General features: G+C 73.7%; 23 protein-coding genes. 11 read left to right on the top strand and 12 right to left on the bottom strand.

Features of this window, described 5'->3' with window-relative positions; all coding sequences use genetic code 11:
- The first annotated feature begins 8 nt into the window (after positions 1 to 8).
- Together ACZ3II_RS24910 and ACZ3II_RS24905 are read left to right on the top strand one after the other, a co-directional pair.
- Complete coding sequence (locus ACZ3II_RS24910) at positions 9 to 1,739, top strand: serine/threonine-protein kinase (protein ID WP_465520121.1); 1,731 nt, start codon at positions 9 to 11, stop codon at positions 1,737 to 1,739.
- A 114-nt stretch (positions 1,740 to 1,853) separates the two neighbouring features.
- On the top strand, positions 1,854 to 3,164 hold the full coding sequence (locus tag ACZ3II_RS24905; protein ID WP_465520120.1) for a serine/threonine-protein kinase: 1,311 nt from the start codon (positions 1,854 to 1,856) through the stop codon (positions 3,162 to 3,164).
- A gap of 140 nt (positions 3,165 to 3,304) precedes the next feature.
- Here the strand turns inward: ACZ3II_RS24905 and ACZ3II_RS24900 are convergent, their stop codons facing one another.
- Positions 3,305 to 6,457 (bottom strand): bifunctional cytochrome P450/NADPH--P450 reductase, encoded by a 3,153-nt coding sequence (locus ACZ3II_RS24900; protein WP_465520119.1) that lies wholly within the window; start codon positions 6,455 to 6,457, stop codon positions 3,305 to 3,307.
- A 94-nt stretch (positions 6,458 to 6,551) separates the two neighbouring features.
- Here ACZ3II_RS24900 and ACZ3II_RS24895 point away from each other — a divergent pair, with 94 nt between their 5' ends.
- The 7 genes from ACZ3II_RS24895 (at position 6,552) to ACZ3II_RS24865 (ending at position 11,714) form a co-directional block, all read left to right on the top strand.
- Positions 6,552 to 7,070, top strand: coding sequence for a TetR/AcrR family transcriptional regulator (locus ACZ3II_RS24895; RefSeq protein WP_465520118.1), 519 nt, complete (start codon positions 6,552 to 6,554; stop codon positions 7,068 to 7,070).
- Between the two features lie 67 nt (positions 7,071 to 7,137).
- Complete coding sequence (locus tag ACZ3II_RS24890; protein ID WP_465520117.1) at positions 7,138 to 7,440, top strand: urease subunit gamma; 303 nt, start codon at positions 7,138 to 7,140, stop codon at positions 7,438 to 7,440.
- Positions 7,437 to 7,844, top strand: coding sequence for an urease subunit beta (locus tag ACZ3II_RS24885; RefSeq protein ID WP_465520116.1), 408 nt, complete (start codon positions 7,437 to 7,439; stop codon positions 7,842 to 7,844). Before ACZ3II_RS24890 ends, ACZ3II_RS24885 begins: the two co-directional genes overlap by 4 nt.
- Entirely contained in the window at positions 7,841 to 9,559 is a 1,719-nt protein-coding gene (locus tag ACZ3II_RS24880; RefSeq protein WP_465520115.1) for an urease subunit alpha, read from the top strand. Before ACZ3II_RS24885 ends, ACZ3II_RS24880 begins: the two co-directional genes overlap by 4 nt.
- A complete protein-coding gene (locus tag ACZ3II_RS24875; RefSeq protein WP_465520114.1) occupies positions 9,559 to 10,203 on the top strand; it encodes an urease accessory protein UreF in 645 nt (214 codons plus the stop codon). Before ACZ3II_RS24880 ends, ACZ3II_RS24875 begins: the two co-directional genes overlap by 1 nt.
- Entirely contained in the window at positions 10,193 to 10,906 is a 714-nt protein-coding gene (gene ureG, locus ACZ3II_RS24870) for an urease accessory protein UreG (protein WP_465520113.1), read from the top strand. Before ACZ3II_RS24875 ends, ureG begins: the two co-directional genes overlap by 11 nt.
- Positions 10,899 to 11,714: an urease accessory protein UreD gene (locus ACZ3II_RS24865; protein ID WP_465520112.1), complete on the top strand. Its 816-nt coding sequence runs from the start codon at positions 10,899 to 10,901 to the stop codon at positions 11,712 to 11,714. The genes ureG and ACZ3II_RS24865 overlap by 8 nt, the downstream gene beginning before the upstream one ends.
- A gap of 7 nt (positions 11,715 to 11,721) precedes the next feature.
- Here ACZ3II_RS24865 and ACZ3II_RS24860 read toward each other — a convergent pair whose 3' ends face one another.
- Positions 11,722 to 12,399 (bottom strand): TetR/AcrR family transcriptional regulator, encoded by a 678-nt coding sequence (locus ACZ3II_RS24860; protein WP_465520111.1) that lies wholly within the window; start codon positions 12,397 to 12,399, stop codon positions 11,722 to 11,724.
- A gap of 83 nt (positions 12,400 to 12,482) precedes the next feature.
- Between ACZ3II_RS24860 and ACZ3II_RS24855 the strand changes: the two genes are divergently transcribed.
- Positions 12,483 to 13,217, top strand: coding sequence for a DUF4386 domain-containing protein (locus ACZ3II_RS24855; protein WP_465520110.1), 735 nt, complete (start codon positions 12,483 to 12,485; stop codon positions 13,215 to 13,217).
- Here ACZ3II_RS24855 and ACZ3II_RS24850 read toward each other — a convergent pair.
- Genes ACZ3II_RS24850 through ACZ3II_RS24825 form a run of 6 tightly spaced genes read right to left on the bottom strand, consistent with a single transcriptional unit; the run spans position 13,163 to position 18,040 of the window.
- A complete protein-coding gene (locus ACZ3II_RS24850) occupies positions 13,163 to 14,350 on the bottom strand; it encodes an ABC transporter permease (RefSeq protein ID WP_465520271.1) in 1,188 nt (395 codons plus the stop codon). The genes ACZ3II_RS24855 and ACZ3II_RS24850 overlap by 55 nt on opposite strands.
- Before the next feature lie 5 nt (positions 14,351 to 14,355).
- A complete protein-coding gene (locus ACZ3II_RS24845) occupies positions 14,356 to 15,024 on the bottom strand; it encodes an ABC transporter ATP-binding protein (protein ID WP_465520109.1) in 669 nt (222 codons plus the stop codon).
- Positions 15,021 to 16,331 carry a peptidoglycan-binding protein gene (locus ACZ3II_RS24840; protein WP_465520108.1) on the bottom strand — a complete coding sequence of 437 codons (1,311 nt, stop codon included), beginning with the start codon at positions 16,329 to 16,331 and terminating at the stop codon, positions 15,021 to 15,023. Before ACZ3II_RS24840 ends, ACZ3II_RS24845 begins: the two co-directional genes overlap by 4 nt.
- Positions 16,325 to 16,807, bottom strand: a complete 483-nt coding sequence (locus ACZ3II_RS24835) for a hypothetical protein (protein ID WP_465520107.1) — start codon at positions 16,805 to 16,807, stop codon at positions 16,325 to 16,327. Before ACZ3II_RS24835 ends, ACZ3II_RS24840 begins: the two co-directional genes overlap by 7 nt.
- Position 16,808: 1 nt before the next feature.
- The gene (locus tag ACZ3II_RS24830; protein WP_465520106.1) at positions 16,809 to 17,711 is read right to left on the bottom strand and encodes a hypothetical protein; all 903 of its coding nucleotides are present in this window, start codon (positions 17,709 to 17,711) and stop codon (positions 16,809 to 16,811) included.
- Between the two features lie 2 nt (positions 17,712 to 17,713).
- Complete coding sequence (locus ACZ3II_RS24825; RefSeq protein WP_465520105.1) at positions 17,714 to 18,040, bottom strand: hypothetical protein; 327 nt, start codon at positions 18,038 to 18,040, stop codon at positions 17,714 to 17,716.
- A 166-nt stretch (positions 18,041 to 18,206) separates the two neighbouring features.
- Between ACZ3II_RS24825 and ACZ3II_RS24820 the strand changes: the two genes are divergently transcribed.
- The gene (locus tag ACZ3II_RS24820; protein ID WP_465520104.1) at positions 18,207 to 18,410 is read left to right on the top strand and encodes a LuxR C-terminal-related transcriptional regulator; all 204 of its coding nucleotides are present in this window, start codon (positions 18,207 to 18,209) and stop codon (positions 18,408 to 18,410) included.
- Between the two features lie 26 nt (positions 18,411 to 18,436).
- Here ACZ3II_RS24820 and ACZ3II_RS24815 read toward each other — a convergent pair whose 3' ends face one another.
- From ACZ3II_RS24815 to cphA, 4 genes are all read right to left on the bottom strand, one after another.
- Positions 18,437 to 19,339 carry a sigma-70 family RNA polymerase sigma factor gene (locus ACZ3II_RS24815; protein WP_465520103.1) on the bottom strand — a complete coding sequence of 301 codons (903 nt, stop codon included), beginning with the start codon at positions 19,337 to 19,339 and terminating at the stop codon, positions 18,437 to 18,439.
- 209 nt (positions 19,340 to 19,548) lie between these two features.
- Positions 19,549 to 19,812 (bottom strand): hypothetical protein, encoded by a 264-nt coding sequence (locus tag ACZ3II_RS24810; RefSeq protein ID WP_465520102.1) that lies wholly within the window; start codon positions 19,810 to 19,812, stop codon positions 19,549 to 19,551.
- Between the two features lie 265 nt (positions 19,813 to 20,077).
- Positions 20,078 to 22,024 carry a serine/threonine-protein kinase gene (locus tag ACZ3II_RS24805; RefSeq protein ID WP_465520101.1) on the bottom strand — a complete coding sequence of 649 codons (1,947 nt, stop codon included), beginning with the start codon at positions 22,022 to 22,024 and terminating at the stop codon, positions 20,078 to 20,080.
- 341 nt (positions 22,025 to 22,365) lie between these two features.
- Positions 22,366 to 25,143: a cyanophycin synthetase gene (gene cphA, locus ACZ3II_RS24800; protein ID WP_465520100.1), complete on the bottom strand. Its 2,778-nt coding sequence runs from the start codon at positions 25,141 to 25,143 to the stop codon at positions 22,366 to 22,368.
- Positions 25,144 to 25,391: the final 248 nt, after the last annotated feature.

Genomic DNA, 25,391 nt, shown 5'->3' with positions numbered 1-25,391 from the left:
GGACATCCATGTCTTCTCCCGGAGAGCTGCTCGGCGGACGTTATCGGCTGGACGATCGCATCGCCGCGGGCGGCATGGGCGAGGTCTGGCAGGCGACGGACACCGTGCTCGACCGGGCCGTCGCCGTCAAGACCCTGCTCGCCGACCGGGCCACCGACCCCGGCTTCCAGCGCCGGTTCCGGCACGAGGCCCGCGCCCTCGCCGCGCTGCGGCACTCCGGTGTCGTCCCCGTCTACGACTTCGGCAGCACCGGCAACGAGGACGCGTACCTGGTGATGGCCCGCGTCGACGGCCAACCCCTCAACCAGGTGCTGGCGAGCCGCGGCCGGCTCACCCCCGGCGAGACCATGTCGGTCGTCGCGCAGGCCGCCCGCGCCCTGGAGGCCGCACACACCGCCGGCATCGTGCACCGCGACGTCAAACCCGGAAACCTGCTGATCGAACCGGACGGTACGGTCGTCCTCGTCGACTTCGGCGTCGCCCGCTCCGCCCACTCCGGCACCGTCACCGGCGCCCGCGAAGTCGTCGGCACCGCCCTCTACATCGCCCCGGAACAGGTCACCCGGCAACAGACCGGCCCGGCCGCCGACGTGTACGCGCTCGGCGCCCTCGCCTACCACTGCCTCGCCGGCCGTCCCCCGTTCCACGGCGACAACCCGATCGCGGTCGCCCTCCAGCACATCGAGGACGAGCCGCCACCGCTGCCGGACGACGTGCCGGACCCGGTCCGTGCCCTGGTCCGGACCGCGCTGTCCAAGGACCCGGCGGCCCGGTTCGCCTCCGCGGGCGCCATGGCCGACGCCGCCGACGCGGCAGTCTCCGAACCGGGCGCCACATCCGGCGCGCTCGACGCCGTCCCGCCCGTCACCGGGCCCCTCGGCGCCGGGTCGGAAGGGCTGGCTGCGACCAAGGCCGGCGCGCCCTGGTTCGGCATCGCCGGAATCCCTGTCGCTGACGACTCCTTCTCCGACAGTCTCGCCCCGGAAGCGACGGCGTCCGATCCGGAACTCACCGCTACCCCACCTGACGCCACCGCCGCCCTTCCCACCCCGACGGACCGGCCCGGAGCCGGCGCGGCCGACAGCACCCCGGACAGAACGTTCGGTCTCGCGCCCGACGCCAACCCGGACCAAACCGCAACCGGCGCAGCCAACAACACCCCGAACAGAACGTTCGGTCTCGTGCCCGACGGCGACCAGGATCGAACCGGGGCCGCCGCGGCCGGGGTCGGAGTCGGCGCGGCGGGGATCCGCGGGCTCGGTGCTCAGGTAGCGCCAGAACGGAGGGCGGCAGAGGGCAGACCTCGATGGCTGCTGCCGGTGGTCGTACTGGTGGCGGTCGCCGCGCTCGGGCTGGGTGGGTTCGTGCTCGCGTCGTCGCTGGGGCTGTTCGCGGAGGATCCGAAGCCGTCGACGAGTGTTCCGGCTGCTCCGGTGGTGTCCGGGCCGCGGTCCGCCGGCCCGGAGAAGACCGGGAAGGCGGCCGGCGGCGACGACCGGGACCGCCCGGAGACCACGCAGCCCGCGAAGACGAATCCCACGACCCGTCCGGCGGCCCCGGCGACGAGCAGGCCGGCCGCGACCACGGCTCCCGCCACGACCGCGCCGGCCGGTGGCGCGACGACCGGCACCGGGACGGCGACCAGCGCGCCGCCCGCGACGGAGCCTGCGCCGGGCGGCGAGGAGACCGGCGAGCCGGAGGAGAACGAGAACGAAGGAGCCGAGAACGAAGCCGGATGACCGGTTTGTCCGGCTGGCCGTCAGGGCTGTCTCGACCCGCGGGAGACAGCCCTGACAATCAGCCGGACGGGGTTGAAGGCATCGAGCGTGGCGGATGGCCCGTAAGCTTCGGGCATGCCCGACGCGGGAGAGTCGCTGGGCGGGCGATACCGGCTGGACGAGCTGATCGCCTCCGGTGGCATGGGTGAGGTCTGGCGGGGCACGGACACCGTGCTGGGGCGGACCGTCGCGGTGAAACTGCTGCGGGCGGGGCCGGCCGCGGAGGCGAGCTTCCAGCGGCGGTTCGAGCACGAGGCGCGGACCATGGCGGCGTTGCGGCATCCCGGGATCGCGGCGGTGTACGACTACGGCGCCACCCCCGCCGGCGCCTACCTGGTGATGGCCCGGATCGACGGCGAGTCCCTGAGCCGCCGGCTGGCCGACCGCGGGCCGCTGCCACCGGCCGAGACGATGTCGGTCGTGGCGCAGGCCGCCCGGGCGCTGCACGCGGCACATCAGGCCGGGATCGTGCACCGGGACGTCACCCCGGGCAATCTGATCATCGAGCCGGACGGGAATGTGGTGCTCGTCGATTTCGGGGTGGCCCGTTCGGCCACCTCGGAGACCCTGACCGGCGCCCACAACATCATCGGCACCGCCTGCTACATGGCGCCGGAGCAGGTCACCAAGCAGACCATCGGCCCGGCCGCCGATGTGTACGCGCTGGGCGCCGTCGCCTACCACTGCCTCACCGGGGAGCCGCCGTTCACCGGGGCCGACGCGGTCGCCATCGCGCTGCGGCACGTCACCGAGGAGCCGGCGCCGCTGCCCGCGACGGTTCCCCCGGCGGTCCGTGTCCTGGTGGAACGCGCGCTCGCGAAGGATCCGGCGGACCGGCCGCCGTCGGCCGCGGCGATGGCGGCGGCCGCAACCGGAGCGGCGGGCGCCGGGGCCGGCGCGCCGCTCGCCACCGAGGTCGTCACCGCGCCGCTCGCCCGTCAAGACCCGATCCCGCACACGCCGATTCCCGCGCCGCGGCCGTGGCAGCCGCCGGGGCCGCCGCCCGCCGACCCGTTCCCCGGGCCGGCCCGGCGCCCGGCGCCCTGGCTCCCGTTACTGGTGGCGGCGCTCGTGGTGCTCGCCGGCACGGGGGCGGCGATCGGTCTCATGGACCCGTTCGGCTGGTTCCCGGCTCCGTCGTCGCCGGTGGCGCCCGCGTCCTTCTCGGGCGCGCCGGTCCCGACGGCGTCGGTGACCCCGTCACCGACGCGGACGGCCCCCGTCACCACCAGGAAGAACCCGCCGAGGACCGCCACCCGCACCCGCATCCGTCCGCCGGCGGAACCGAAGCCGGGCGGCTCCGCCTCCGAGTCCATCTCGGAGAAACCGCCGATCGAGCCGCCCGACGAGGAGGAATCCGACGACTCAGGCCCCCCGCCCAGCTGAGCGAAAGCCCGGCCGAGCAAGAGGCCCGGCCGAGCGAGAAGCCCGGCCGAGCAAGAAGCCCGGCCGAGCGAGAAGCCCGGCCGAGCAAGAAACCCGGCGGGACGAGAGGTCCAGCCGGACAAGAGCCCCGGCTGGACCGGTCAGGCGAAGACGTCTTGCTGGTAACGGCCGGCCGCCTCCAGGGACCGCAACCACGTCTCCGCCTGCTCCGCGGTGCCGCCGGTGTGACGGCGGAAGATCGCGTACAGCTCGGCCCGGACCGCCGGCGCCATCCGCGCCCCGTCACCGCACAGGTAGATGTGCCCGCCCTGTTCCAGCAGTTCCCACACGGCGTCGCCCTGCGCGGCGAGGGCTTCCTGGACGAACCGGTACGGGTGAGACGGAACCGCCGAGAACGCCACGTGCAGATCGGTCACCCGGTCCGCCGCCCACTGCCGGACCTCGTCGCGGTAGAGCCAGTCGTGCTCCGGGTGCCGGCAGCCGTAGAACAGCGTGACCGGCCCGGCCGACGGCTCCAGGGCCCGTTCCTGCAGGAAGCCGCGCAGCGGGGCGAACCCGGTCCCGGGTCCGATCAGGATCATCGGGGTGGCGGGGTCGGCCGGCATCCGGAACGGCGGCGCCGGCACCCGCACGTGACCGTAGAACACGTCGCCGGGCGTCAGCCGTGCCAGGTACTGCGAGCACATGCCGCGGTACCTGCCGTTCCCGGCGCGGGACGGCCCGTCCACCAGCCCGACCGTGATCGTCACGAGGGACGGGTCGACCCGCGGCGAGGACGAGATCGAGTAGAACCGCGGTCTGATCGTGCCGACCAGTTCCAGGAACACGCCGAACGGCAGTTCGATCGCCGGGAACCGTTCGAGCAGGGACAGCACCGACACCCGCTTCGCGAGGATCTCGTCGGCGTACGCGTCCGGCGCCGACGTCCACGCGCCGAGCTGCCGGGTCGTCCACGGGCACTGGGTGTGCTCTGCGAGGACCGCGATCTGGGTACGGGTGGCCGGTTCCTGCAGCTCCACGAAGTCGGTCAGGAGCAGCCCGGCGGTGACCGGCACGCCGATCGGCAGTCCGGACGGCCGCTCACCGTCCTGTCCGAGACGGATCACCAGGTCACGGGAGATCCGCAGGGTGTGCAGGGCCCAGTCGACGAGTTCCGGGTCGTTCTTGGCGTAGACGGCCAGGTGATCGCCGGCGGAGTAGGAGACACCGCACGGGAGCCGTACCGTGATCGCCTTGACGCCCGGCCGGGGCGCCTCCCGGGAGAAGTCCCACAACCCGGTGGGGTCGCCGACCAGCTCCCGCACCGACACGACGGTGACCGGGCGGGCCTGGGCGGACACGACGGCGGGCCGGATCTGGTCCTCGCCGAGCACCTCGACGCTGTACCGCGGGCCGCCCGTCCCGGCCGGCGCGGCGGCGCCGAACTCGGTGGCCAGCGCCGACCACAGCCCGTTCAGCCAGGCCGACGCCATCCCGTCGAAGTCGCCGGACGCGTCCGTCTCACCGCGGTCCACCAGCGCCGTCGCCCCGGCCGCGGCGAGCTTTTCGGACACCCGCTTGGGGTACGCCTGGTACGTGGCCCATTGGGTGTTGCCGTTCCCGAGCACCGCGTACCGCACCCCGGCCAGTTTCCCGGCCGGGATCTCCAGGTCGTCGAAGGCCTGCGCGTTGTCCGGCGCCTTGCCGTTGTAGCTGGACGTGACGACCGTCAGCAGCCCGTCCCCGGGCAGGTCGGCGGCCAGCTCGTCGAGGGTCTGCACGGTCACGTCGAACCCGGACCGGCGGGCCCGGTCGGCGACCTGCTGGGCGAGGTCCTCGGAGGTGCCCAGGTTGGAGCCGTAGGCGACGCGGAGCCGTACCCCCGAAGCCTGGACCTCGGCCACCTCGGACGCCGCGGCGTCCGGCAGACCGGGACCCGCCGCGATCCGCTCGTGCTCGTGCCGCGGGCGGACCCGCAACCGGAAGCCGTCCGGTTTGATGGTCAGGGTCTGCTTGATGTGCAGCCGGTGCCCGGCCGGGTCGGAGATCGCGAACCGCTGCAGCAGCATGGCGAGCGCGAGCCGGGCCTCGGTGAGCGCGAACTGGCGGCCGATGCAGGCGCGCTCGCCGTTGCCGAACGGCTTGTACGCGTGCGGGTGGTGCCCGGCCTTGGCCTCCGGCAGCCACCGGTCGATGTCGAAGGTCTCCGGATCGGCCCAGGCCGACGGATGGGTGTGCAGCGGCCGGAGGACGACGGCGACCTTCTGGTCCGCCGCGATGGGGTAGCGGCCGCCCAGCAGCGTCGCGGACCGTGCGGCCAGGCCGATCGCGGTGATCGGCGAGTGCAGCCGCAGCGTCTCGTCGAGGATCCGCGGGATCACGTCCAGCTTCATGATCAGCTCGTAGGTGGGCACGGTGTCACCCGGCAGGAGCCGGTCCACCTCGGCGTACGCCTGGGCCAGCACGTGCGGGTTGCGCATCAGGTGGTGCAGGGCGAACGAGAGCGTGCCGCTGGTCGTCTCGTGCCCGGCGATCAGGAAGGTGAGGACCTGGTTGCGGATGTTCTCGTCGGACAGCCGCCCGCCGGTGACCGGGTCGGACGCCTCCAGCATCAGCCCGAGCAGGTCGTTCAGCTTCTCCCCGGAGGCGCGGCGGGCCCGGATCACCTCGTCCACGGTGTCCTGCATGACGGCGATGTCGGCCTGGTACGCCGCGCCGGCCTTCTTCTTCAGGCCGGTGACGACCGGCAGCTGGCGGGTCCGGTTCATCGCCTCGGTCAGCGCGTTGCCCATGGCCTGCAGGAACGGGTGCAGCTCGGCCTGTTCGAAGGACTCGAACCGCCTGCCGAACCCGGCGAGCGTGATGGTGTCCAGGGCGAGCCGGGTCATGTCGTCGGAGACGTCCACCTCGGAACGCCGCGACCAGGCGCCGGTCAGGTTGGTGGCGATCTCCAGCATCTGCGGGAAGTACGCCTTCATCGACCGCTGACTGAAAGCGGGCAGCAGGATGCGGTGCGCCTGGCCCCACACCTCCTCCTCCTCGCGGGCGGTGAAGAGGCCGTCGCCGGCGAAGTCACGGACGTGCGCGAGCGGCGGGTCGATCGGCTTGTAGAAGCGGGTCTCGTCGCAGACCTCGGCGACCAGGTCGGGGTCGTAGACGAAGACGACGTGCCGGCCGGCCAGGTTGAGCTTGAACAGGCCGCCCGGGTGCTGCGCGGCCAGGTCGGCGAAGAACCGGTGGGTGCCCTCCACCGGAACCTGCAGGCCGTTGCCGACGACGGGCAGTCCGCGGGGGGTCGGAATCGCGGCGGTCACGAGGTGATCCTCCTCAGCCATACGGTGTATGGCAGCTACCATACGGCGTATGGCTGAAACCGGGAACTCAGGCGATCAACGTTTGACAAGGGACGTGATCCTCGAAACCGCCCTGAGACTCATCGACGCCGACGGGGTCGAGTCGCTCAGCATGCGCAAGCTCGCCGCTGACCTGGGCGTCAATCCGATGTCGATCTACCACCACGTGGAGAACAAGGCCGCGCTGCTGGACGGCGTCACCCGCCTGGTGACCGACGGAGCGAGACACGTCACGGTCTCCGACGGGCCCTGGCAGGATCAACTGCGGCAACTGGCGTACGAGTTCCGCACCCTCAGCCTCGCCCACCGCCACCTCATCCGGTACGCGTTCGCCGGCGACGACTTCATCCAGCGTGACGGCCCGATGTGGCGGGCCCTCTGCACCGTGCTGCGCGGCGCCGGCCTGCCCGAACCCGAGGTCGAGCGCACCGGCGCGGTCCTGGTCGCCCTGGTCGGCGGCCTGCTGCACACCGAGGTCAACGGGACCATGCACCGCCTGATGGGCGCCGACGACACCGGTTTCGCCCTGGCCGTGGACCTTTTGATCGACGGAGTCGCCGCGAGAGTGTTTTGATCACAGAGGGGTTACACGTCCGAAACTTCCACCTGACAGCATTCCCGGGCGCGATCAGGAGGTCCCTTTGTTCCTCAGCCAGCACGAGCAGGAACGCCTGCTCATCCACGTCGCGGCCGACGTCGCCCAGCGTCGCCGCGACCGCGGCCTGAAGCTCAACTATCCCGAGGCCACGGCGATCATCACGGCCTTCCTGCTGGAAGGCGCGCGGGACGGCCGGACCGTCGCCGAGCTGATGGACGCCGGCCGCCGGGTGCTCACCCGCGACGACGTCCTGGAAGGGGTGCCGGAGATGCTGGCCGAGGTGCAGGTCGAAGCCACCTTCCCGGACGGCACCAAACTCGTCACCGTGCACGGGCCGATCTCGTGATCCCCGGGGAGATCCTCTTCGGCGAGGGCGACATCGAGATCAACGCCGGGCGTACGACTGTCGCACTGACCGTCCGCAACACCGGCGACCGCCCGGTCCAGGTCGGCTCGCACTTCCACTTCGCCGAGTCGAACGCCGCCCTCGACTTCGACCGGGACACCGCCTGGGGCCACCGGCTCGCCATCCCCGCCGGCACGTCCGTCCGGTTCGAACCCGGCATCCCGCGGGACGTCACGCTCGTCGCGTTCACCGGCCGGCGGATCGTGCCGGGCCTGCGCGGGCTGGCCGGCGGGCCGCTCGACCGGACCCCACCGGCGCCGGCGCACGACCCCACCGACATCGAGCCGGCCGGCTCCCTCGACGAGGACACCGGTGAGGGCGAGCACAACGGGAGCCCCCGATGACATCTCTGGACCGCCGTCGCTACGCCGCGCTGCTCGGCCCGACCAAGGGCGACCGGATCCGGCTCGCCGACACCAACCTGCTGATCGAGATCGAGGAGGACCGCAGCGCCGGGCCGGTCCCCGGTGACGAGGTCGTCTTCGGCGGCGGCAAGGTGATCCGCGAATCCATGGGCCAGTCCCGCGCCACCCGCGCCGAGGGCACCCCGGACACCGTGATCACCGGCGTGGTGGTGCTCGACCACTGGGGCATCGTCAAGGCCGACGTCGGCATCCGCGACGGCCGGATCGTCGCGATCGGCAAGGCCGGCAACCCCGACACCATGGACGGTGTGCACCCGGACCTGGTCATCGGCGCGGGCACCGAGATCATCGCCGGCAACGGCAAGATCCTCACGGCCGGCGCGATCGACAGCCACGTCCACCTGATCAGCCCGACGATCCTGGACACCGCGCTCGCCTCCGGCATCACCACGATCATCGGCGGCGGCACCGGGCCCGCCGAGGGCACCAAGGCCACCACCGTCACCCCGAACGCCTGGCACCTCGCCCGGATGCTGGAGGCCATCGACACCTGGCCGATCAACGTGCTGCTGCTCGGCAAGGGCAACACGATGTCCGCCGAGTCCATGTGGGAGCAGCTGCGCGGCGGCGCCGGCGGGTTCAAGCTGCACGAGGACTGGGGCACCACGCCCGCCGCGATCGACGCCTGCCTCAAGGTGTGCGACGCGTCCGGGGTGCAGGTGGCGATCCACACCGACACGCTGAACGAGGCCGGGTTCGTCGAGGAGACGCTGCGGGCCATCGCCGGGCGGTCCATCCACGCCTATCACACCGAGGGCGCCGGCGGCGGGCACGCGCCGGACATCATCACCGTGGCGTCACAACCGAACATCCTGCCGTCGTCGACGAACCCGACCCGGCCGTACACCCGCAACACCCTCAGCGAACACCTCGACATGCTGATGGTCTGCCACCACCTGAACTCGGCGGTGCCGGAGGACCTGGCGTTCGCCGAGAGCCGGATCCGGCCGTCGACCATGGCCGCCGAGGACTACCTGCACGACCTCGGGGCGATCTCGATGATCGGGTCGGACTCGCAGGCGATGGGGCGGGTCGGGGAGGTCGTCACCCGTACCTGGCAGACCGCGCACGTGATGAAGGCCCGCGTCGGCTCCCTGCCCGGCGACACCACGGCCGACAACAACCGTGCCCGCCGCTACGTCGCGAAGTACACCATCTGCCCCGCCATCGCGCACGGCATGGCCGAGCAGGTCGGCTCGGTCGAACCCGGGAAACTCGCCGACCTGGTGCTCTGGGATCCGGCGTTCTTCGGCGTACGCCCGGCGCTGGTCCTCAAGGGCGGCATGATCGCCTACGCGCAGATGGGCGACGCGAACGCCTCCATCCCCACCCCGCAGCCGATGCTGCCGCGGCCGATGTTCGGGTCGTACGGGGTGGTCCCGGCACAGACCTCCCTGGCCTTCGTCGCCCCGGCCGCCATCGACGCCCTGCTCAGCGACCGGATCGGCGTCAAGCGGGCCCTGGTGCCGGTGGCCGACACCCGCTCGGTGGGCAAGGCCGACATGACCCTGAACGACGCGATGCCCCACATCGAGGTCAAAGCCGACACCTTCGAGGTACGCATCGACGGCCAGGTCATCGAACCCGACCCGGTCGACGTGCTCCCGATGGCCCAGCGCTACTTCCTGTTCTGATGAGCCTGGCCACGTTGCTGCTGGTCGCGGACGGGCGGCTGCCCTCCGGTGGGCACGCGCACTCCGGCGGGCTGGAGCCGCAGATCGCCACCGGGCGGGTCCGTGACGTCGGCGGCCTCGGCGGGTTCCTCCGCGGGAAGCTCGCCACCAGCGGGCTCGTGTCGGCGGCGTTCGCGGCGGCGGCCTGCGCGGATGTCACGCGCCACGCGGAACTCGACGCCGGCCTGGACGCGCGGACACCGTCACCCGCGCTGCGGAAGGCGTCGCGGGCCCAGGGCCGGGCGCTGCTGCGAGCCGGCCGGGCGATGTGGCCGGTCGCCGACGTCGGCCGGGAACCCCATCAGCCGGTCGCGCTGGGCGCCCTGGCCGCGGCGGCCGGGCTGACGCCCGCGGAGGCGGCGGTCGCCGCGGCGCACGGCACGATCACCGGCTCGGCGAGCGCGGGGGTCCGGCTTCTCGGCCTTGACCCGTACGCGGTACACGCGCTGCTGGCGCGGCTCGCTCCTGAATGTGACCGGATCGCGGCAGCCGCCGCGGCCCGTTCCGGCGACCCGGTCGACGATCTGCCGGCCGCGGGCGCTCCCCTGCTCGACATCGGCGCCGAGCACCACGCCACCTGGGAGGTGCGTCTCTTTGCATCCTGAACCGCACGAACACGGCCCTGATGAGGTTCCCCACACGCACCCCGAGCCGGGTGTCGACCCGCACGCGCCGCTGCACGCCGGGCCGCGCGCCCTGCGGATCGGTATCGGCGGGCCGGTCGGCTCCGGCAAGACCGCGCTGGTCGCGTCGCTGTGCCGGGCCCTCGGCGAGGAACTGCGGCTCGCGGTGGTGACGAACGACATCTACACCACCGAGGACGCCGACTTCCTGCTCCGCAACGGCGTGCTGCCGCAGGAGCGGGTCCGCGCGGTGGAGACCGGCTGCTGCCCGCACACCGCGATCCGCGACGACATCTCCGCCAACCTGGACGCCGTCGAGGACCTCGAGGCCTCACTCGGCCCGCTGGACCTGGTGCTGGTGGAGAGCGGCGGCGACAACCTGACCGCCACGTTCAGCAAGGGCCTGATCGACCAGCAGATCTTCGTGGTCGACGTGGCCGGCGGCGACAAGGTCCCCCGCAAGGGCGGCCCCGGCGTGACCACCGCCGACCTGCTCGTGATCAACAAGACCGACCTGGCCCCGCTGGTCGGCGCCGACCTGTCGGTGATGGACCGCGACGCCCGGGCCCGCCGCCACGACCTGCCGACGGTGTTCCTGTCCCTGGCCGAGGACAAGAAGGCCGCACCGGTCGCCGACTGGATCCGCGGCCTGGTCGCCGCCCGCACCGCCCCCGCCGGTGCCTGACCTCGGCATCTCGGCCGGCCGGGCGGCTTCCCCGGAGATCGGGGACAGGCCGCCCGGCCGGTTCATGCGGGCGGAGGCGAAGGTCGTTGCGGAGTCCGACGGCCGCGGCGGCACCCGGCTCGCGGTCCTGCGCGGCGAGTCGCCGCTGCTGCTGCGGCGGACCGGCCCCCGGACCGGCGGCATGACGGTGCACCTGGTCGGCGGGGCGGCCGGCCCGCTGCGCGGCGACGAGTTGCGGCTGGACATCGCCGTGGGCCCGGGCGCCGCGCTGGAGATGCTCAGTGTCGCCGCGTCGCTGGCGCTGCCCGGCCGGCCCGGCCCGCCGTCCCGTCTGACGATCACCGCCACGGTGGCGGCCGGTGGCACGTTGCGCTGGCTGCCGGAGCCGCTGATCGCCGCCGCCGGATGCGACCACGTCGCGGTCACCCGGGTGGAGGTGGCCGCCGGCGGATCCCTGCTGTGGCGCGACGACCTGGTGTGCGGCCGGCACGACGAGCCGTCCGGGGCGGTCCGGGCGGACACCACGATCCGGTACGGCGGGGTCACCCTCTACCGGCACGAACTCACCGTCGGCCCGGGCGCGCCGGGCTGGGACGGCGCCGCGGTGCTGGGCGGCGGCCGGGCGGTCGGCACGCTGATCGCCGCGGGCCCGGATCTGCCGCCGCCGTCCGCCGCCGGCCCGGATGCCGCGGTCATGCCGCTGGCCGGCCCGGGCGTCCTGGCCACCGCGGTCGGCGCCGACATCCGCGCAGTCCAGGCGGCACTGGATCCACTCTGCCGCGAGCGCGTCCCGGCCCGCGCCGCCTGACAAACGGTCAGGTGGCGGGGCCGGTGCCGGTCAGGCCGTCCAGGATCCGCCGCAGCCCCCACAGGTACTGGCCGGTGCCGACCCAGGCGGCGGTCACGTCCACCGCGGCCGCCGTCCGGGGGAACATCCCGGCCGGGACCTGGGCCATCGCCGCCCGGCGTACGGCGATGCGGTCCGTCTCCGGGGCGAGCGCGCCGGTGTGCGGCACGTCCGCCACCTCGAGCGCCACCGCGCCGAGGACATAGACCATCACGAGGTACGCCGCCCGCGCCGCCGCCGGGGGCTCCAGCCCGCCCCGGGCCAGGACCGCCAGCAGGCGCTCCCCGAGCAGCAGCGCCTCCGGCCCGTTCATCGCGCCGCCGAGCAGCAGCGGCACGGCCCCCGGGTGGGCGGTGAGCCGCTGCCGCAGGTCGAGGGCGAGCGCTTCCAGATCGGCCCGCCAGTCCGGGCTCTCCGCGGTGGCCCGGTTGAGGTCGCCGAGGAGCCGTTCGACGAGCGCCTGCTCGATGGCCGCCTTGTCGGGGAAATAGGTGTAGACCGCGTTCGGTGAGACGCCCAGCGCCGCCGCGATCCGCCGGATCGAGACGGCGGCCGGCCCGCCGGTGTCCATCAGGCCGCGGGCCGCGTCCAGGACGGCGTCCTCGCTGAGAGCCCGTTTCGGCCCGGGGCGTCCTCGTTCGCTCATGCCGGCTCCCTTGACTTATCTCCGCACACCGTACAGCATTCGGGGTGTCATTAACTCTGCACGGCGTACAGGGATGGTGTCCGATGGTGTTGCGGAGAACGACAGGCTGGCTCTTCCTCGTGGCGGTCGCGGCCTTCACCGCCGCGTCGAGCCTGCTCGCGGCGACTTTCGGCTGGCCGGACATCCTGCGCGAGCCGGCGCCGGTGGTGCTCGCCGCGTTCCGGGACGGCGGGGCGGCGCTGGTCGGCACGTGGTTCGCCGTCGGGTGGGCCTACGCGCTCGTGGGCGTGCCCATGCTGCTGCTCCCGGCGGCGCTGAGCCGCGGGACCGACCCGGTGCTGCGGGCCGCCGGCGTGATCGGCGCGGCCTCCGCCCTGCTCAGCCTGATCGGCTTCCTGCGCTGGGTGTTCGTGGTGCCGCCGCTGGCCACGGCCTGGACCGCCGGCGATCCGGCGGCCCGGCAGGCGGTGGAGGCCGCCTGGACCGCCCAGCACCAGTTCGGCGGCGCGCTCCTCGGCGAGCATCTCGGGCAGGTCCTGGCGATCGTCTGGTCGGTGACGGTGAGCGTGGTGGCGTTGCGGACCCGGTCGCTGCCCCGGTGGATCGGCGTGGCGGGGCTCGCCGCCTCGGCGCTCTACCTGCTGAATCAGGGTGACGTGCTGGCGACGGCGGTCCCCGGCTTCCCGGTGTGGGCGCCGGCCGGGCTGGTCGGCAGCACCGCCTGGGGCCTGTGGATCGCCGCGCTCGGCGTGACGCTGGCCGGTCAGCGGCGCAGTGCTTCGACCGGCTCGATCCGGGCGGCGCGCCAGGCCGGGTAGGCGCCCGCCAGCACGCCGGTGACCAGCCCGATCAGGGGCGCCAGCACGATCGTCACCGGATCCGCGATCGGGGTCCAGCCCTGGATCGCCGCCGTGGTGACGATCGTGACGGCGCCGAGGCTGCAGCCGAACAGGCCGCCGAGGACGCCGAGCGCCGCCGACTCGGTGAGGAACTGGGCGGCGATGTGCACGCCGCGGGCGCCGACCGAGCGGCGCAGGCCGATCTCGCCGACCCGTTCCAGAACGGCGACCAGGGTGGTGTTGGCGATGCCGACCGCGCCGATCACCAGGCACACCCCGGCCAGTATCAGCAGGAGGGCGCCGAGGTCGCCGTCGACCTGGTCGCGGAGGGTACGCGGGTCGGGCGGGGCGACGGCGGTGAACACGTCCGGCGCGTCGGGACGCAGGGCGAGCGGGACCTCGGCGGCGACCTGCCGGGCCGCGCCGGGTTCGGTGCTGATGAGCATGCGAGGGCGTTCCTCGCCGGGTGGCGCGGGCGCCGAACCGGCCGGGATGGTGACCGACAGCAGGAGCGCGGGCATCCGTTCGACGGCGTCGACGATGCCGATCACGCTGTAGGGCACGTCGCCGATGAAGATCGCGGGGTGGGTGGCGAGGGAGCCGATGCCGAGTTGCCGGGCGATGCCGGCGCCGAGCACGGCGACCCGGGCGCCGGCTTTCTCGTGGTACGCGTCGAAGGTCCGGCCGGTCGTCATCCGCGGGGTGACCGCGGTGAACAGCCCGGGGGTGACGGCCAGCACCGGGATCGGCTGTCCGGCGGCGGCCGCGCCGACCGGGGCGGCCCGCACTCCGGCGCCCGGCACGGCCCACCAGACGCCACCGCCGGTCACCCCGCGCACCCGGGCGAGCCGCGCCTCGGCGTCGTCCGGGAACGGGGTGACGGCCAGGTTCGGGTCCTGCTTGCCGGAGTCCTCGACGGTGACCTCGGTCGCGGCGAGGGCGTCGAACCGGCTGCCGATCTGGCCGGACGCGGTCGCGGTGAGCCCGAGCACGGCCACGAACGCGCCGACGCCGAGCACCGTGCCGAGGCAGGTGAGCAGGGACCGGCCGGGCCGCTGCAGGATCCCGGCGAGCGCCTCGGCGACCAGATCCCGGACCCCGAGCCGGGTCATCTCGATCACGACACCACACCGTCGACGATCCGGATCGTCCGGGAGCCGCGCGCCGCCACGACCGGATCATGGGTGATCACCACGATGGTCAGGCCGCCGGCGTGCAGGCCGGACAGCGTCTCCAGCACGGTCTCCGCGGTGGCGGTGTCGAGCGCGCCCGTCGGTTCGTCGCAGAGCAGCAGGCTGGGCCGGGTGACGAGGGCGCGGGCGATGGCGACCCGCTGGCGTTCGCCACCGGACATGGTGCGCGGCCACGCGGTCCGCCAATGGTCGAGCCCGACCCGGTCCAGCGCGTCCCGGGCCCGGCTGCGGCGCTCGGCCGCCGGCACCCCGTGGTACAGCAGGGCGAGGGCCACGTTCTCCTCGGCGCTGCGGTTGCCGAGCAGGTGGAACGCCTGGAAGACGAACCCGATCCGGCGGCCGCGCAGCGCGGTCCGGTCCCGGTCGGGCAGCGGGCCGGTGTCGACGCCGTCGAGTTCGTAGCGTCCTTCGGTGGGCCGGTCCAGGAGCCCGGCCACGTTCAGGAAGGTCGACTTGCCGGAGCCGGACGGCCCGGCCACGGTGACCATCTCGCCCCGCTCGATCACCAGGTCGCAGGGGCGCAGCGCGGGCACCGGCGGCGGTCCCGGGTAGGTCCGGCCGACCCCGGCGAACCGGATCACCGGTCCGGTCACGAGCCCACCAGCACGGTCCGGCCCGGCTCGAGGTGTCCGCCGCCGACCGGGGTGACCTGCACGAATCCGTCTCCGACGAGGCCCGGGGTCACTTCGATCCGGGTACGGGCGGCGCCGTCGACCACGGTCACCGAGGTCTTGCCGTCGGCGCCGGACGACACCGCGGCGAGCGGCACCACCAGCACCTCGTTCCCGCTGGACGCGGCCGTGACGGTGAGCCGGACGTCCGCGCCGGCCAGCTCGGCGTCGAGCGCCTCGTTCGGCGCGACCACCATCTCGTAGCCGGGTGGCGCGGCTTCGGCGCCCGGCCCCGGCTGCGCCGGTGTCTCGGCCACGGCCTTGACCGCGGCGCCGGCGGTGGTTCCGGTGGTCTCGGCGAGGATCTCCACCGGCATCCCGGGCCTGATCAGATCCTTCTGGTACGCCGTGAGCCGCCCCGTCACCACCAGCCGTCCCGCCGCGACGGTGAGCAGGGTGTCCTTGGCCTCCGCGCCGACCGTGGCGGTCACCTCGCCGACCCGGGCCGGGAACCCGCTGAGGAACACCGTCTCGCCGGCCGGCACCATCGGCCCGGTCCGCGCGGCGACCCGGTCCCGGTCCTCCTCGGCGGCCGCGTAGTCCTCCTCACGGTCCCGGACGGCCAGCGCGGCCGACGCCTTCACCGCGGCGGGCGCGGTCCGGTGGGCGATGCGGGCGTCGCGCAGGGCCCGTTCGGCGGCGGTCCGCGCGGTCTCCGCCTGCCGGAGCAGGTCCTCGTCGTCGGCGCCGGCGGGCAGGGGCTCGTACCCCTTCGACCGGTAGAACTCACGGACCGCGTCCTCGGTCCCGGCGCCGTAGGTACCGTCCCGATCCCCGCCGCTGCCGAACCCGAGGGTGTCCAGGGCCCGCTGCAACTGGGCGACGTCCCGCCCGGTCGCGCCGGGCCGCAGGTCACGGTAGGCCGGGATGGCGCCGGGCAGCGCGAACACCGGGCGCCCGGAGATCTCCAGCAGCACCTGGGCGGGCTGGACGGTGGCGCCGTACCCGGACCGCACCGCGGTGACCACCGGCACCCCGTCGCCGCTGCCGCGGGCCACCACGTCGACGGACTGCTCGGCGCTGACCCGGCCGCGCAGCACCACGGTGGCGGTCAGCACCCGCCGCCGGACCGGCTCGGTGAGCACCGACGGCGGTGGCGGCGCCGCCTCGGCCGCGACCTGGGCCGGCGACCGCAGCTGCGTGGAGACGGCCAGCGCGCCGGCCGTGACCAGCACCGACACGACGACGGCGGTGAGCAGCCGGCGACGGGCGGCCGCCGGGTTCAGCACCGGTCCGCCAGGATGTACATGTTGGTCGCCTTCCACCGGCCGTCGTACGGGCGGAGCACGATCTCGGTCAACTGGGAGCGGTCGCCGGTCAGCTGCCCGGCCTGCAGTTCCCCGGTGGAGCGGTGGTGCAGCAGCCACCGGCCGAGGTCGACGCAGTCCACCACGCGGCGGGCGCCGGCGTCCGTCTCCCACCCCTCGATGCGGTGGCCGACCTGGCCGCGGGTCACCCGCCCGGCGGTCCGGGTGGCTTCCAGGTTGCCGCGCAGGGTGGACAGCAGCGGCTCGGCGACGTGCTCGGCCAGCAGCGGCAGATCCGGGTCGGACGTCGCGCTGGCCTCGGTCCAGGCGGCCCAGAACCGGTCGTACGCCGCCCGGACGTCGTCCGGCAGGGACGGCGCCGGTGGCTCCGCGGCGGCGCAGGCGGTCAGCGTGGCCGCGGCCACCGCCAGCGCCGGGAGGACGGCACGTGGCGGCATGTCAGCCGCCGGACGCCAGCAGGTCGGCGGCCCGCTTGATCTCGTTGTCGATCTGAGCGCGGCCGGCGTCGAGGGCCTCCCGGTTCCGGGCGATGAGCTGGTTCTCGTAGCCGCTCTGCACGGTGAACCAGATCTCGGCCAGCCGGGTCTGTTCCTTGCAGCGCACGTCCGCGGTGGCGACGGCCCGCTCGGCCGCGCTGGGGGCGGGCGCCCACTCCTGGCCGGAGGCCTCCATCGGGGTGCGGTAGTGGTGACCGGCGGCCGCCATGCAGGCGCTCCACGCGGCCATCGCCCCGGTCACCCGCGGGTCCGCCTCGGTGGCGTCGCTCGCCTGCTGGCCGAGCCTGCCGTCCAGTTCGACGTCGGCGTCGGGCCCGCCCTCGTTCAGTTTCCGGATCGCCTCGCCCTGGCAGCCGCCCTCCGGCACCCCCTTGCCGGAGATGTCGCCGAACTCGCTCTTGCCGAGGAGCACGGCGAGTTCCATCCGGTCCTCGGGGGTGTTGGCCTGTTCCGGGCCGGCGGGCTGACCGGCGGACTCGGGGGTGTGGTAGCCGTACCGGGCGGCGTGGTCGGCGTCGACGAGGCCGAGCGGGAGGCCGGTGCTCCAGTCGCCGCCGGTGGCCGGGGCGGGCGGTGGCTGGTGGCCGGTGAAGCCGAGCCGGCGCATGCACTGCTGGACGAGCAGGCCTTCGGCGCGGGCGAGGACGGCGAACTCCTCGTCGGAGTACCGGTAGGCCATCAGCGGCAGGGAGCGGGCCGCCCCGGCGGAGACCCGGGGCAGTGCCGAGGCGGGGGCGATGCTGGGCGGGGTCAGCGGCGTTCCGGTCTGCGGAGCGGCGCCGCTGTCGCAGCCGGCGGCGAGGAACAGGGCGGCCAGCACGGCCGCCCGGCGTGGGCGGAGCACCGTCAGCAGGCCCAGGCGGTACGGGTGTTGAGCAGGGTCTCGGAGGTGTAGCCGGTCACCCGGGTGCGGCGGTTGGTGTGGTACTGCCAGTAGGTGTTGCCGCTGACCGAGCTGCCGTACGCGCGGCAGTAGTGCTCGGTCCGGTGGCCCGGCTGGCCGATCCCGTTGATCACCGGGTCGCTGAGGTACTGCGAGTGGCGGATCCGCGCGTTGGTGCCGGTGTAGTCACCGAGGGCCCGGACCGGCAGCGCGCTCGCCGGCGCGGCCACCACGAGCGAACCGGTCAGCGCCAGCGTCACGGCGCCGAGACCGATCATCACCTTACGCATAGTGCCTCCCCCGACCCGGATGCGTGACCATGGATGCGGGGCTCAAGCTAGCCGGAGTGGCAGGGATCGATCAACGGCTGCGTCACATGTTGGCGAGATGTCGCCATCCGCGCCGTATAGTATCGCCGGAAGTCGATGGATCAGGTACGCGTTCCAGGGAGAGTCCTTGCCGGACAACGACGTTCTGACCGAACGGCAGCGGGATGTTCTGCGGCTCCTCTGCGAGGGCGCCACCGATCATCAGATCGCCGCCCGGGTGTCCGCCAGCAAGCGCACCGTGCAACGCGAGATCGTCGAGCTGCGGGCGCACTTCGCGGCCGGGTCGCGGACCGAGCTGGTCGCCGTGGCGATGCGCCGCGCCGCGCGCTGAGAGCGGCACGGCGCATCGCCGGGTTCTCAGGCGGCGACCGCGATCGGCACGCCGTGACTGTCGGTCAGCGCCAGCCGCGTGTGCAGACTGCCCTGCTGCGCGACCTTCGCGAAGTACTCGCTGCGCCGCCGCTGCAGACACCCTTTCCGGGTACGCGGCCCCCCGGCCGCGACGGTGAGCAGCTCCGGCGCGAGCGACGAGTTCAGGCCCTCCCGGAGCAGGCGCAGCGCCTCGGTGCGCAGCTGGGAGATGCGTGACTCGGTGACGCCGAGCCGGGCCGCCACCTCACTGAGCGGCTGCTCCTGCAGGAACGACTCCTGCACCACCTGGCGCAGGCGTTCCGGCAGCGCCTGGATCGCCTGGTGCAGGTAGCCCAGGCGTTCCCGCTTGAGCAGCAGGTCCTCCGGCCCGTCGGACGTCTCCGGCACCATCTCCTCGGCCGCCCCGGTGGGGAAACCCTGCAGACTGAGCAGGGAGGCCTTCTGGACGTCGTCCTCGACACTGGCCAGCTCGTTGACGCCGACACCGAGCATCTCGGCCACCTCGGCGTCGCTGGGGGTGCGCCCGAGCGCCGCCGTCAGTTCCTGGCGGGCGGTGGCGGCGCGCCGGGCCCGGGCCCGCACCGATCGGCTGGCCCAGTCCTGGCCTCGCAGCTCGTCCAGCAGAGCGCCCCGGATCCGGACGGCCGCGAACCGGTGGAACGGGATGCCCCGGGTCACGTCGAAGGAGCGGGCGGCGCCGAGCAGGGCCGCGAAGCCGGCTGACGAGAGATCGTCGGAGTGGACATGGCCGGGCACCCGATTGAGCAATTCCCGGACCAGATGGCCAACCATCGGCATGTTCTCGCGGATCAGGTCCTCGATGTCACGCGCGGAGGGCGCGTCGTGGATGACGCCGATGGTGGCGGGGAGTTCGGTCGTGGTGGTCACGTGGTCCTCCTCGCTGGTACTAACCGGCAGGTGAATACCGGCTGACGAGAAGAACAGTGGCCGCCTAAAGGTGCAGCGGCGGCCGAACTCGGTTGTATTTGTGGAGTTTTTTCATGAAAAACCTCAGGCCGGGGAGGACCAGAACGGACCCACGCCGTTTAAACCACGAACCCGGCCGTGACCACGACCGGGTTCGCCGAAAGAGGGGGTCAGTGCAGAACCGGCGTCCGCACCGGCGCCCGCAGGGCCAGCACCTCGGCCAGTTCCTCCTGCACCCATGCCATCCGCTGCACCGCGCAGTCCGGGTGATCGCCGAACTCCACCGCCACGCCGGCGGCGCAGCCGTCGCTGCCGTACCGCAGGATCATCGTGGTGATCGCCTGCTCCAGAGCCGCACGGTTGGGGCTCTGGGACGGCTGCAGGTACGAGACGAAGAGCGCCTCGGCGGCCAGGTCCTTAACTGTGCTGATCATTTCTGTCGAACTCCCCGATGTCGACGACCTGCTTGAACTCGGCTGACACCCATCGGATTACCCGGGCTCACGCCCATCATCCACACGGGTGCCGACCGGGCCGGCAGCCACGCCGTGCCAAAGTGCCGCAATCCGGACCTCCGGATCGGACGGAAGCGCCTGTCGGTCTGAGTTCACCGTAGCCCCGGTAAAGGGCGTCCGGCCTCCGAATTTCGGCTGCCGGACACTCTGTCTGTCGTTTATCCACCGCTCACGCGGGAAACCCTCAGTCGCCGCCCGCGGGGCACTCGCCGGCCTCCTCGTCGCAGAGCACCGGCATCTGCGACACCGGCGGGTTGCCGGTCGGGTCGGTGCCACCGCCACCCTCCACCGGGGTCGACTGCTCGTGCGACGGCGGGACCGGGTCGACCGAGTTCGACGGGCCGCCACCCCCACCGGCCGGCGGGGTCGTCGTCTTCGACGTGCTGGTCCCCGGGTTCGGCCGGATCACCGGCCGGGACGTGCTGCGGCGGGGCGTCGGGGTCGGCGTGATGTGCACGGTGCCGCCCGGGCCGATCGAGACGCCCGGCGAGGTCGCCGGGTCACCGAAGCGGACGTTGCCGTCCTCGAGCACCTCGACCGGGCGGGACGGCTCACCGGGCTCGCCGGACACGTACGTCTCGCAGGTCTTGTCGTTGAGCTTGAAGAACATCGGCGGCGTGTTGCTCTCGGTGTACCGCCCGGTGATCTGCAGGGTGGTGGTGCGCTGCGGCGCGATGCCGGCGGTCGAGGAGACCCGGACCGACCGGTCGTCCTGCTCCAGCGCGACCTTCCCGTTGCCGGACAGGATCTGGTCGCCGGGCATCAGGAACCACAGGCTCCACCGGTCGACCGGGACGTCGTCCCGGTTCGCCAGGGTCACCTGCGCCTTGAAGTCGCCGCCGGTGTCCGACCAGACCGCGTAACTGATCACGCACTCGCCGGAGGCCGGGACCACGCTGGGCTGCCCGGCCGCGCCGGCCGCCTTCGACGGCGTCTCCGATCTGCCGATCAGCGTCCAGCCGTAGGTCAGGCCGCTGAGCGCGGCGACCGTGCCGGCCACCACCGCGACCCTGCGCATCCGCACCCGGGCCTTGTTCGGCGGGCGGCCGGCGGGCGGGCCGGGCGGGGGCGACCCGGCGCCCGGCCGCAACGGCGGGGCGGGCGGGCGGCCCGGTTCGGTGACCGCGGAGGCGGCGAACGGGTGGACGGCGTCCGGGTCGGTCGGGCCGTCCCGGCCGACGGTGGCGGCGGCCGCCGGGCCGAATCCCGAGTACGGGTATCCGGAGGGGAGGATGAAGGTGTCCTCGCCGTCCTCCCAGTCCGCGTCGAAACCGGAGGTGACCAGCGGCGCGCCGGCCGACACCCCGGCCAGCACGCTCGCCGTCTCGGCGCTGGACGGCCGGTCCGACGGCCGTTTCTCCAGGCACCGGCCGATCAGCACGCCGACCGTGGCGGGCAGGCCGTCCACCGGCGGCAGCGGCTCGGGTTCCTGGTACTGATGGGCGCGCAGCAGGGCGGTGGTGGTGCCCACGTCCCACGGCAGCTGGCCGATCATCATCCGGTAGATCAGGAGGCCGACCGCGTACACGTCGGTGGCCGGGCTGACCTGGCCGCCCTCCAGGCGCTCCGGGGCGAGGTACGCCGGGGTGCCCATCAGGCTGCCGTCCGGGTCGGTGTCGTTCTCCCCGATCAGGGCCGAGATGCCGAAGTCGACGACCTTGGCGCCGGACGGGGTGAGCATCACGTTGGCCGGGGTGACGTCACGGTGCACGATGCCGCGGGCGTGCGCCGACGCCAGCGCGGCCGCCACCTCGGCGCCGATCCGCACCGCGGTCGGCCAGGGCAGGGTCCGCACCCGGGCCAGGACGGCCGCCAGCGACTCGCCGTCGACGAGCTCCATCACGACGTAGGGCACGGGCTCGCCGTCGACCGTGGTGGCCTCGCCGTAGTCGTACACGTTGGTGATGTTGGGGTGGGTGAGCCGCGCCGCGGCCTGCGCCTCGGCCCGCAGGCGGCGCCGGAACGAGGGGTCGGCGCTGGTCGACGGCGGGAGGACCTTGATCGCCACCTGCCGCCCGAGGACCTCGTCGAATCCTCGCCACACCACTGACATCCCGCCGGCGCCGAGCCGCTCGACCAGTCGGTAACGACCGGCGAGCAACCCTGACCCGGGCAGGTCCGCCGTGCTCATGTGCCCCCACATGCGCGCTTCGAGAAAAACGCCGGGCCGCACCGCCATGCCGCCCGCCGCCGGGCGAGTCGGACCCCACCGTCGGACTCCGAGCATCCCCCATAGACGGCGAGGATGTTAGTCCCTATCAGTCCGTAGTTCGACCCGTCACACCGCGATCTACCTGCGGCTCATTACCGTCAGTTGGGGCGCTGCTGTCACTCGCACGGGTAAATCACGCGCTTCCGGACGCCACCTCTCCCCCTGAATGCCCGCTTCGTCGGAACTTGCGCCTTCAACCTCTGGAGGAAGCCCACAATGACCCAGGTGACTTGTGGTCATGAGGACGCTACGGAGAGAGATCAAAGGTGTCCATGATCTGTCACCGTGGTCAGCTTCGCGCCGGTGGTCCGGGTGAGCCGGCGGGCCACCTGCAGGGTCGCCCCGGGCGCCACCGACCGCATCGGCACGAACCCGGCGGGCACCGGCGCCCCGCCGGCCGGCGCCGCCCCGAGCTCGGCCAGATAGGCCCGCATCGGCGCCCACGATTCGTAGATCACCAGGACCACCTCGCCGGGCGCGGCCAGCCCCAGCGCCTCGGCCACCGCGCTGCGGAAACCCACCGCCCGCCTCGCGGTCAGCTGCGGGCGGCGGGCCCGCATCTCCCGCTCGACCAGGGTGGAGACCTCCCCCGGGGCCCGGCCACGCGGATCGGCGTCCTCGTAGAGCACCACCCGGGTCAGGCCGTCCGCGAGCACCTGCGCCGAGGCGGCCAGCAGGTCGTCCCGCCGGTCGCCGGGCAGCGTGACGGCGGCCACGCAGCGCTCCGGGCCCCACAGCCGGTGCAGGGTACGCAGCGTGGCCGCCAGGGCCGCCGGATTGTGCCCGTAGTCCACGAAGAGCGAGACGTCACCGAGCCGGAACAGGGTGCCCCGGCCCGGGTTCTCCACGCTCGGGTCGAACTCGCCGAGGCGGTCGGCCAGGCCCTCCGGCCGGGCGCCCAGGGCCCGGGCGGCGGCGATCGCGGCCAGCGCGTTGCCGGCCATGTGCAGGGCGGCCCCGCCGTACGCCCCCGGCACCTCGGCCAGCCGCACCAGCGGCGTCCGCCGCGCCCCGGTCGCCTGCACCAGCCAGCCGTCCTCCAGCACGTACGCCGCGCCACCGCGGGCCAGGTGCTCGGTCAGCACCGGATTCTCGCTGTCCAGCGAGAACCAGACCAGCCGCTTGCGGTCGGCCCGCACCCGGGGCCGGTCGGCCAGGCTGCGCACCCACGGGTCATCGGCGTTGAGCACCAGCGTCCCGCCGTCCCGGACCCGCTCCGCCACCACCGCCTTGACGTGCGCCAGGTCCTCGATCGAGCCGAGCCCGTCCTGCCCGAGGTGGTCCGCGGTGATGTTGGTGACGACGCCGACGTCGGTCCAGTCGTAGCCGAGGCCGCGCCGCAGCAGCCCGCCCCGGGCCGTCTCCAGCACCGCCACCTCGACCTGCGGATCCCCGAGCACCATCTGCGCCGACCGCGGCCCGGTGGCGTCGGCGACCTGGATCGTCCGGCCCTCGATGGTGACGCCGTCGGTGCTGGTCGCGCCGACCCGCATGCCGCTGCCGCTGAGCAGGTGCGCGATCAGCCGGGTGACGGTGGTCTTGCCGTTGGTGCCGGTGATCGCGACGGCCGGGATCCGCCCGTCCGAGCCGCTCGGGAACATCGCCCGGACGATCGCGTCGCCCACGTCCCGGGACCTGCCGTGCGCCGGGGCCAGGTGCATCCGCAGTCCCGGCACCGCGTTGACCTCGATCACCCCGGCGGTGGCCGGGCCGCCGCCGGGCGGCACCGGGGCGGACACGTCCGGCAGCCGCAGGTCGATGCCGGCGATGTCCAGGCCGATCAGCGCGGCGACCCGGCGGCAGAGCCGGGTCACGTCCGGATGCGCCTGGTCGGTGACGTCCCGGCTGGTGCCGCCGGTGGAGAGGTTCGCGGTGTCGCGCAGCCGGACCACCTCGCCGTCGGCCGGGACCGAGGTGGGCCGGCGGCCCTGGCGGCGCAGCACCCGCAGGGCCGTCTCGTCGAGTTCGATGCGGGTCAGCACCCGCGAGTGGCCGGTCCCCCGGCGCGGGTCCTCGTTGACCCGGGCGACCAGGTCGGCGACGGTGGCCCGGCCGTCCCCGGTCACGTGCGCGGCGACCCGCTCGGCCACCGCCACCACCTCACCGGCCACCACCAGCGCCCGGTAGTCACGGCCGTCCAGCTGCCGCTCGACCACCACCTCCCCGCCGACCTCGGTGAACGCCCGCGCGACCTCGTCCGGCGTGGTCAGGTGCAGCGCCACGTCACGGCCGTGCCGCCCGTGCCGCGGCTTGACCACCACCGGCCCGCCCAGCTCGCCGAGCAGCCGGACGGCCTCCTCGGCGGTGCCCGCCGCGCCACCCGGGGCGACCGGGATGCCCGCCTCGTCGAGCAGCCGCCGGGTGACGTGCTTGTCCCCGGCGATGTCCACGCCGACCGCGCTGGTCCGGTCGGTCATCGCGGCCCACAGCAGCCGCCGGCGGTGACCCCAGCCGAGCCGGACCAGGCTGAGGTCGTCGAAACGTTCCACCGGGATGCCACGGCGCCGGGCGGCCGCGATGATCGACCGGGTGCTGGGGCCGGTCGCCTCCCGCTCGGCGAGGGCGGCCAGCCCGGCGAGCCGGCCGGCCAGCGCCGCAGCGGACGGCCCGGACCCGCCGTGCACCTCCCGGACCAGGTCGATCGCGGCGGTCAGCAGCTCGCCCGGGATCGAGGACTCCGGTGACTCGTCGACCGGGCACTCCATGATCACGTCGTAGACGCCGGCCTCGCCCGCGGCGACGGTCCGGCCGAAGCTGACGTCGCGGCCGATGAGCTGGGACAGCTCGATGCAGACGTGCTCGGTGACGTGGCCGAAGTAGGTGCCGCCCCGCAGTCGGCTGACGAACCCGCCGGGGGCGCCCGCCGCGCAGTGGTGCTCGGCCAGGCCCGGCACCGCGCGCAGCAGGCGCTCGGTGAAGCCGGTGACGTCGGTGGTCTCCACCCCGGTCAGGTCCGCCAGGCGCAGCCGGGCCACCACCGCGGGCCGGGAGAGATAGACGTTGGGGCCGCGAAGGCGGCGCAGACTCTCGATCTTCATCGGAAAACCTCCGTGGGAGCCCCCGGCGTCAGCCGTGAGGAGGAATCGGGTTCCCTGCGGAGCAGGGCGGGGGTAGCCGATTCGCCGTCAGGGCGGATGGGCGTCACCAGGGCTGGGCCTTGATCCGCGCCATCCCCTTGGTGAGGGATCCGCGACGCGAGGGCAACCTCGGCACGGCGGAGCGTGACCGTGCCAGTGCTGACGATGTCAGGCATGCGGCTGGCCTCTCTTCGAAGGCGGTGGGTCGG

It is taken from the genome of Actinoplanes sp. NPDC019969 (assembly GCF_055562375.1).
Note: the sequence above shows the minus strand (reverse complement) of the source record. Positions and strands in the feature narration are given on the sequence as shown.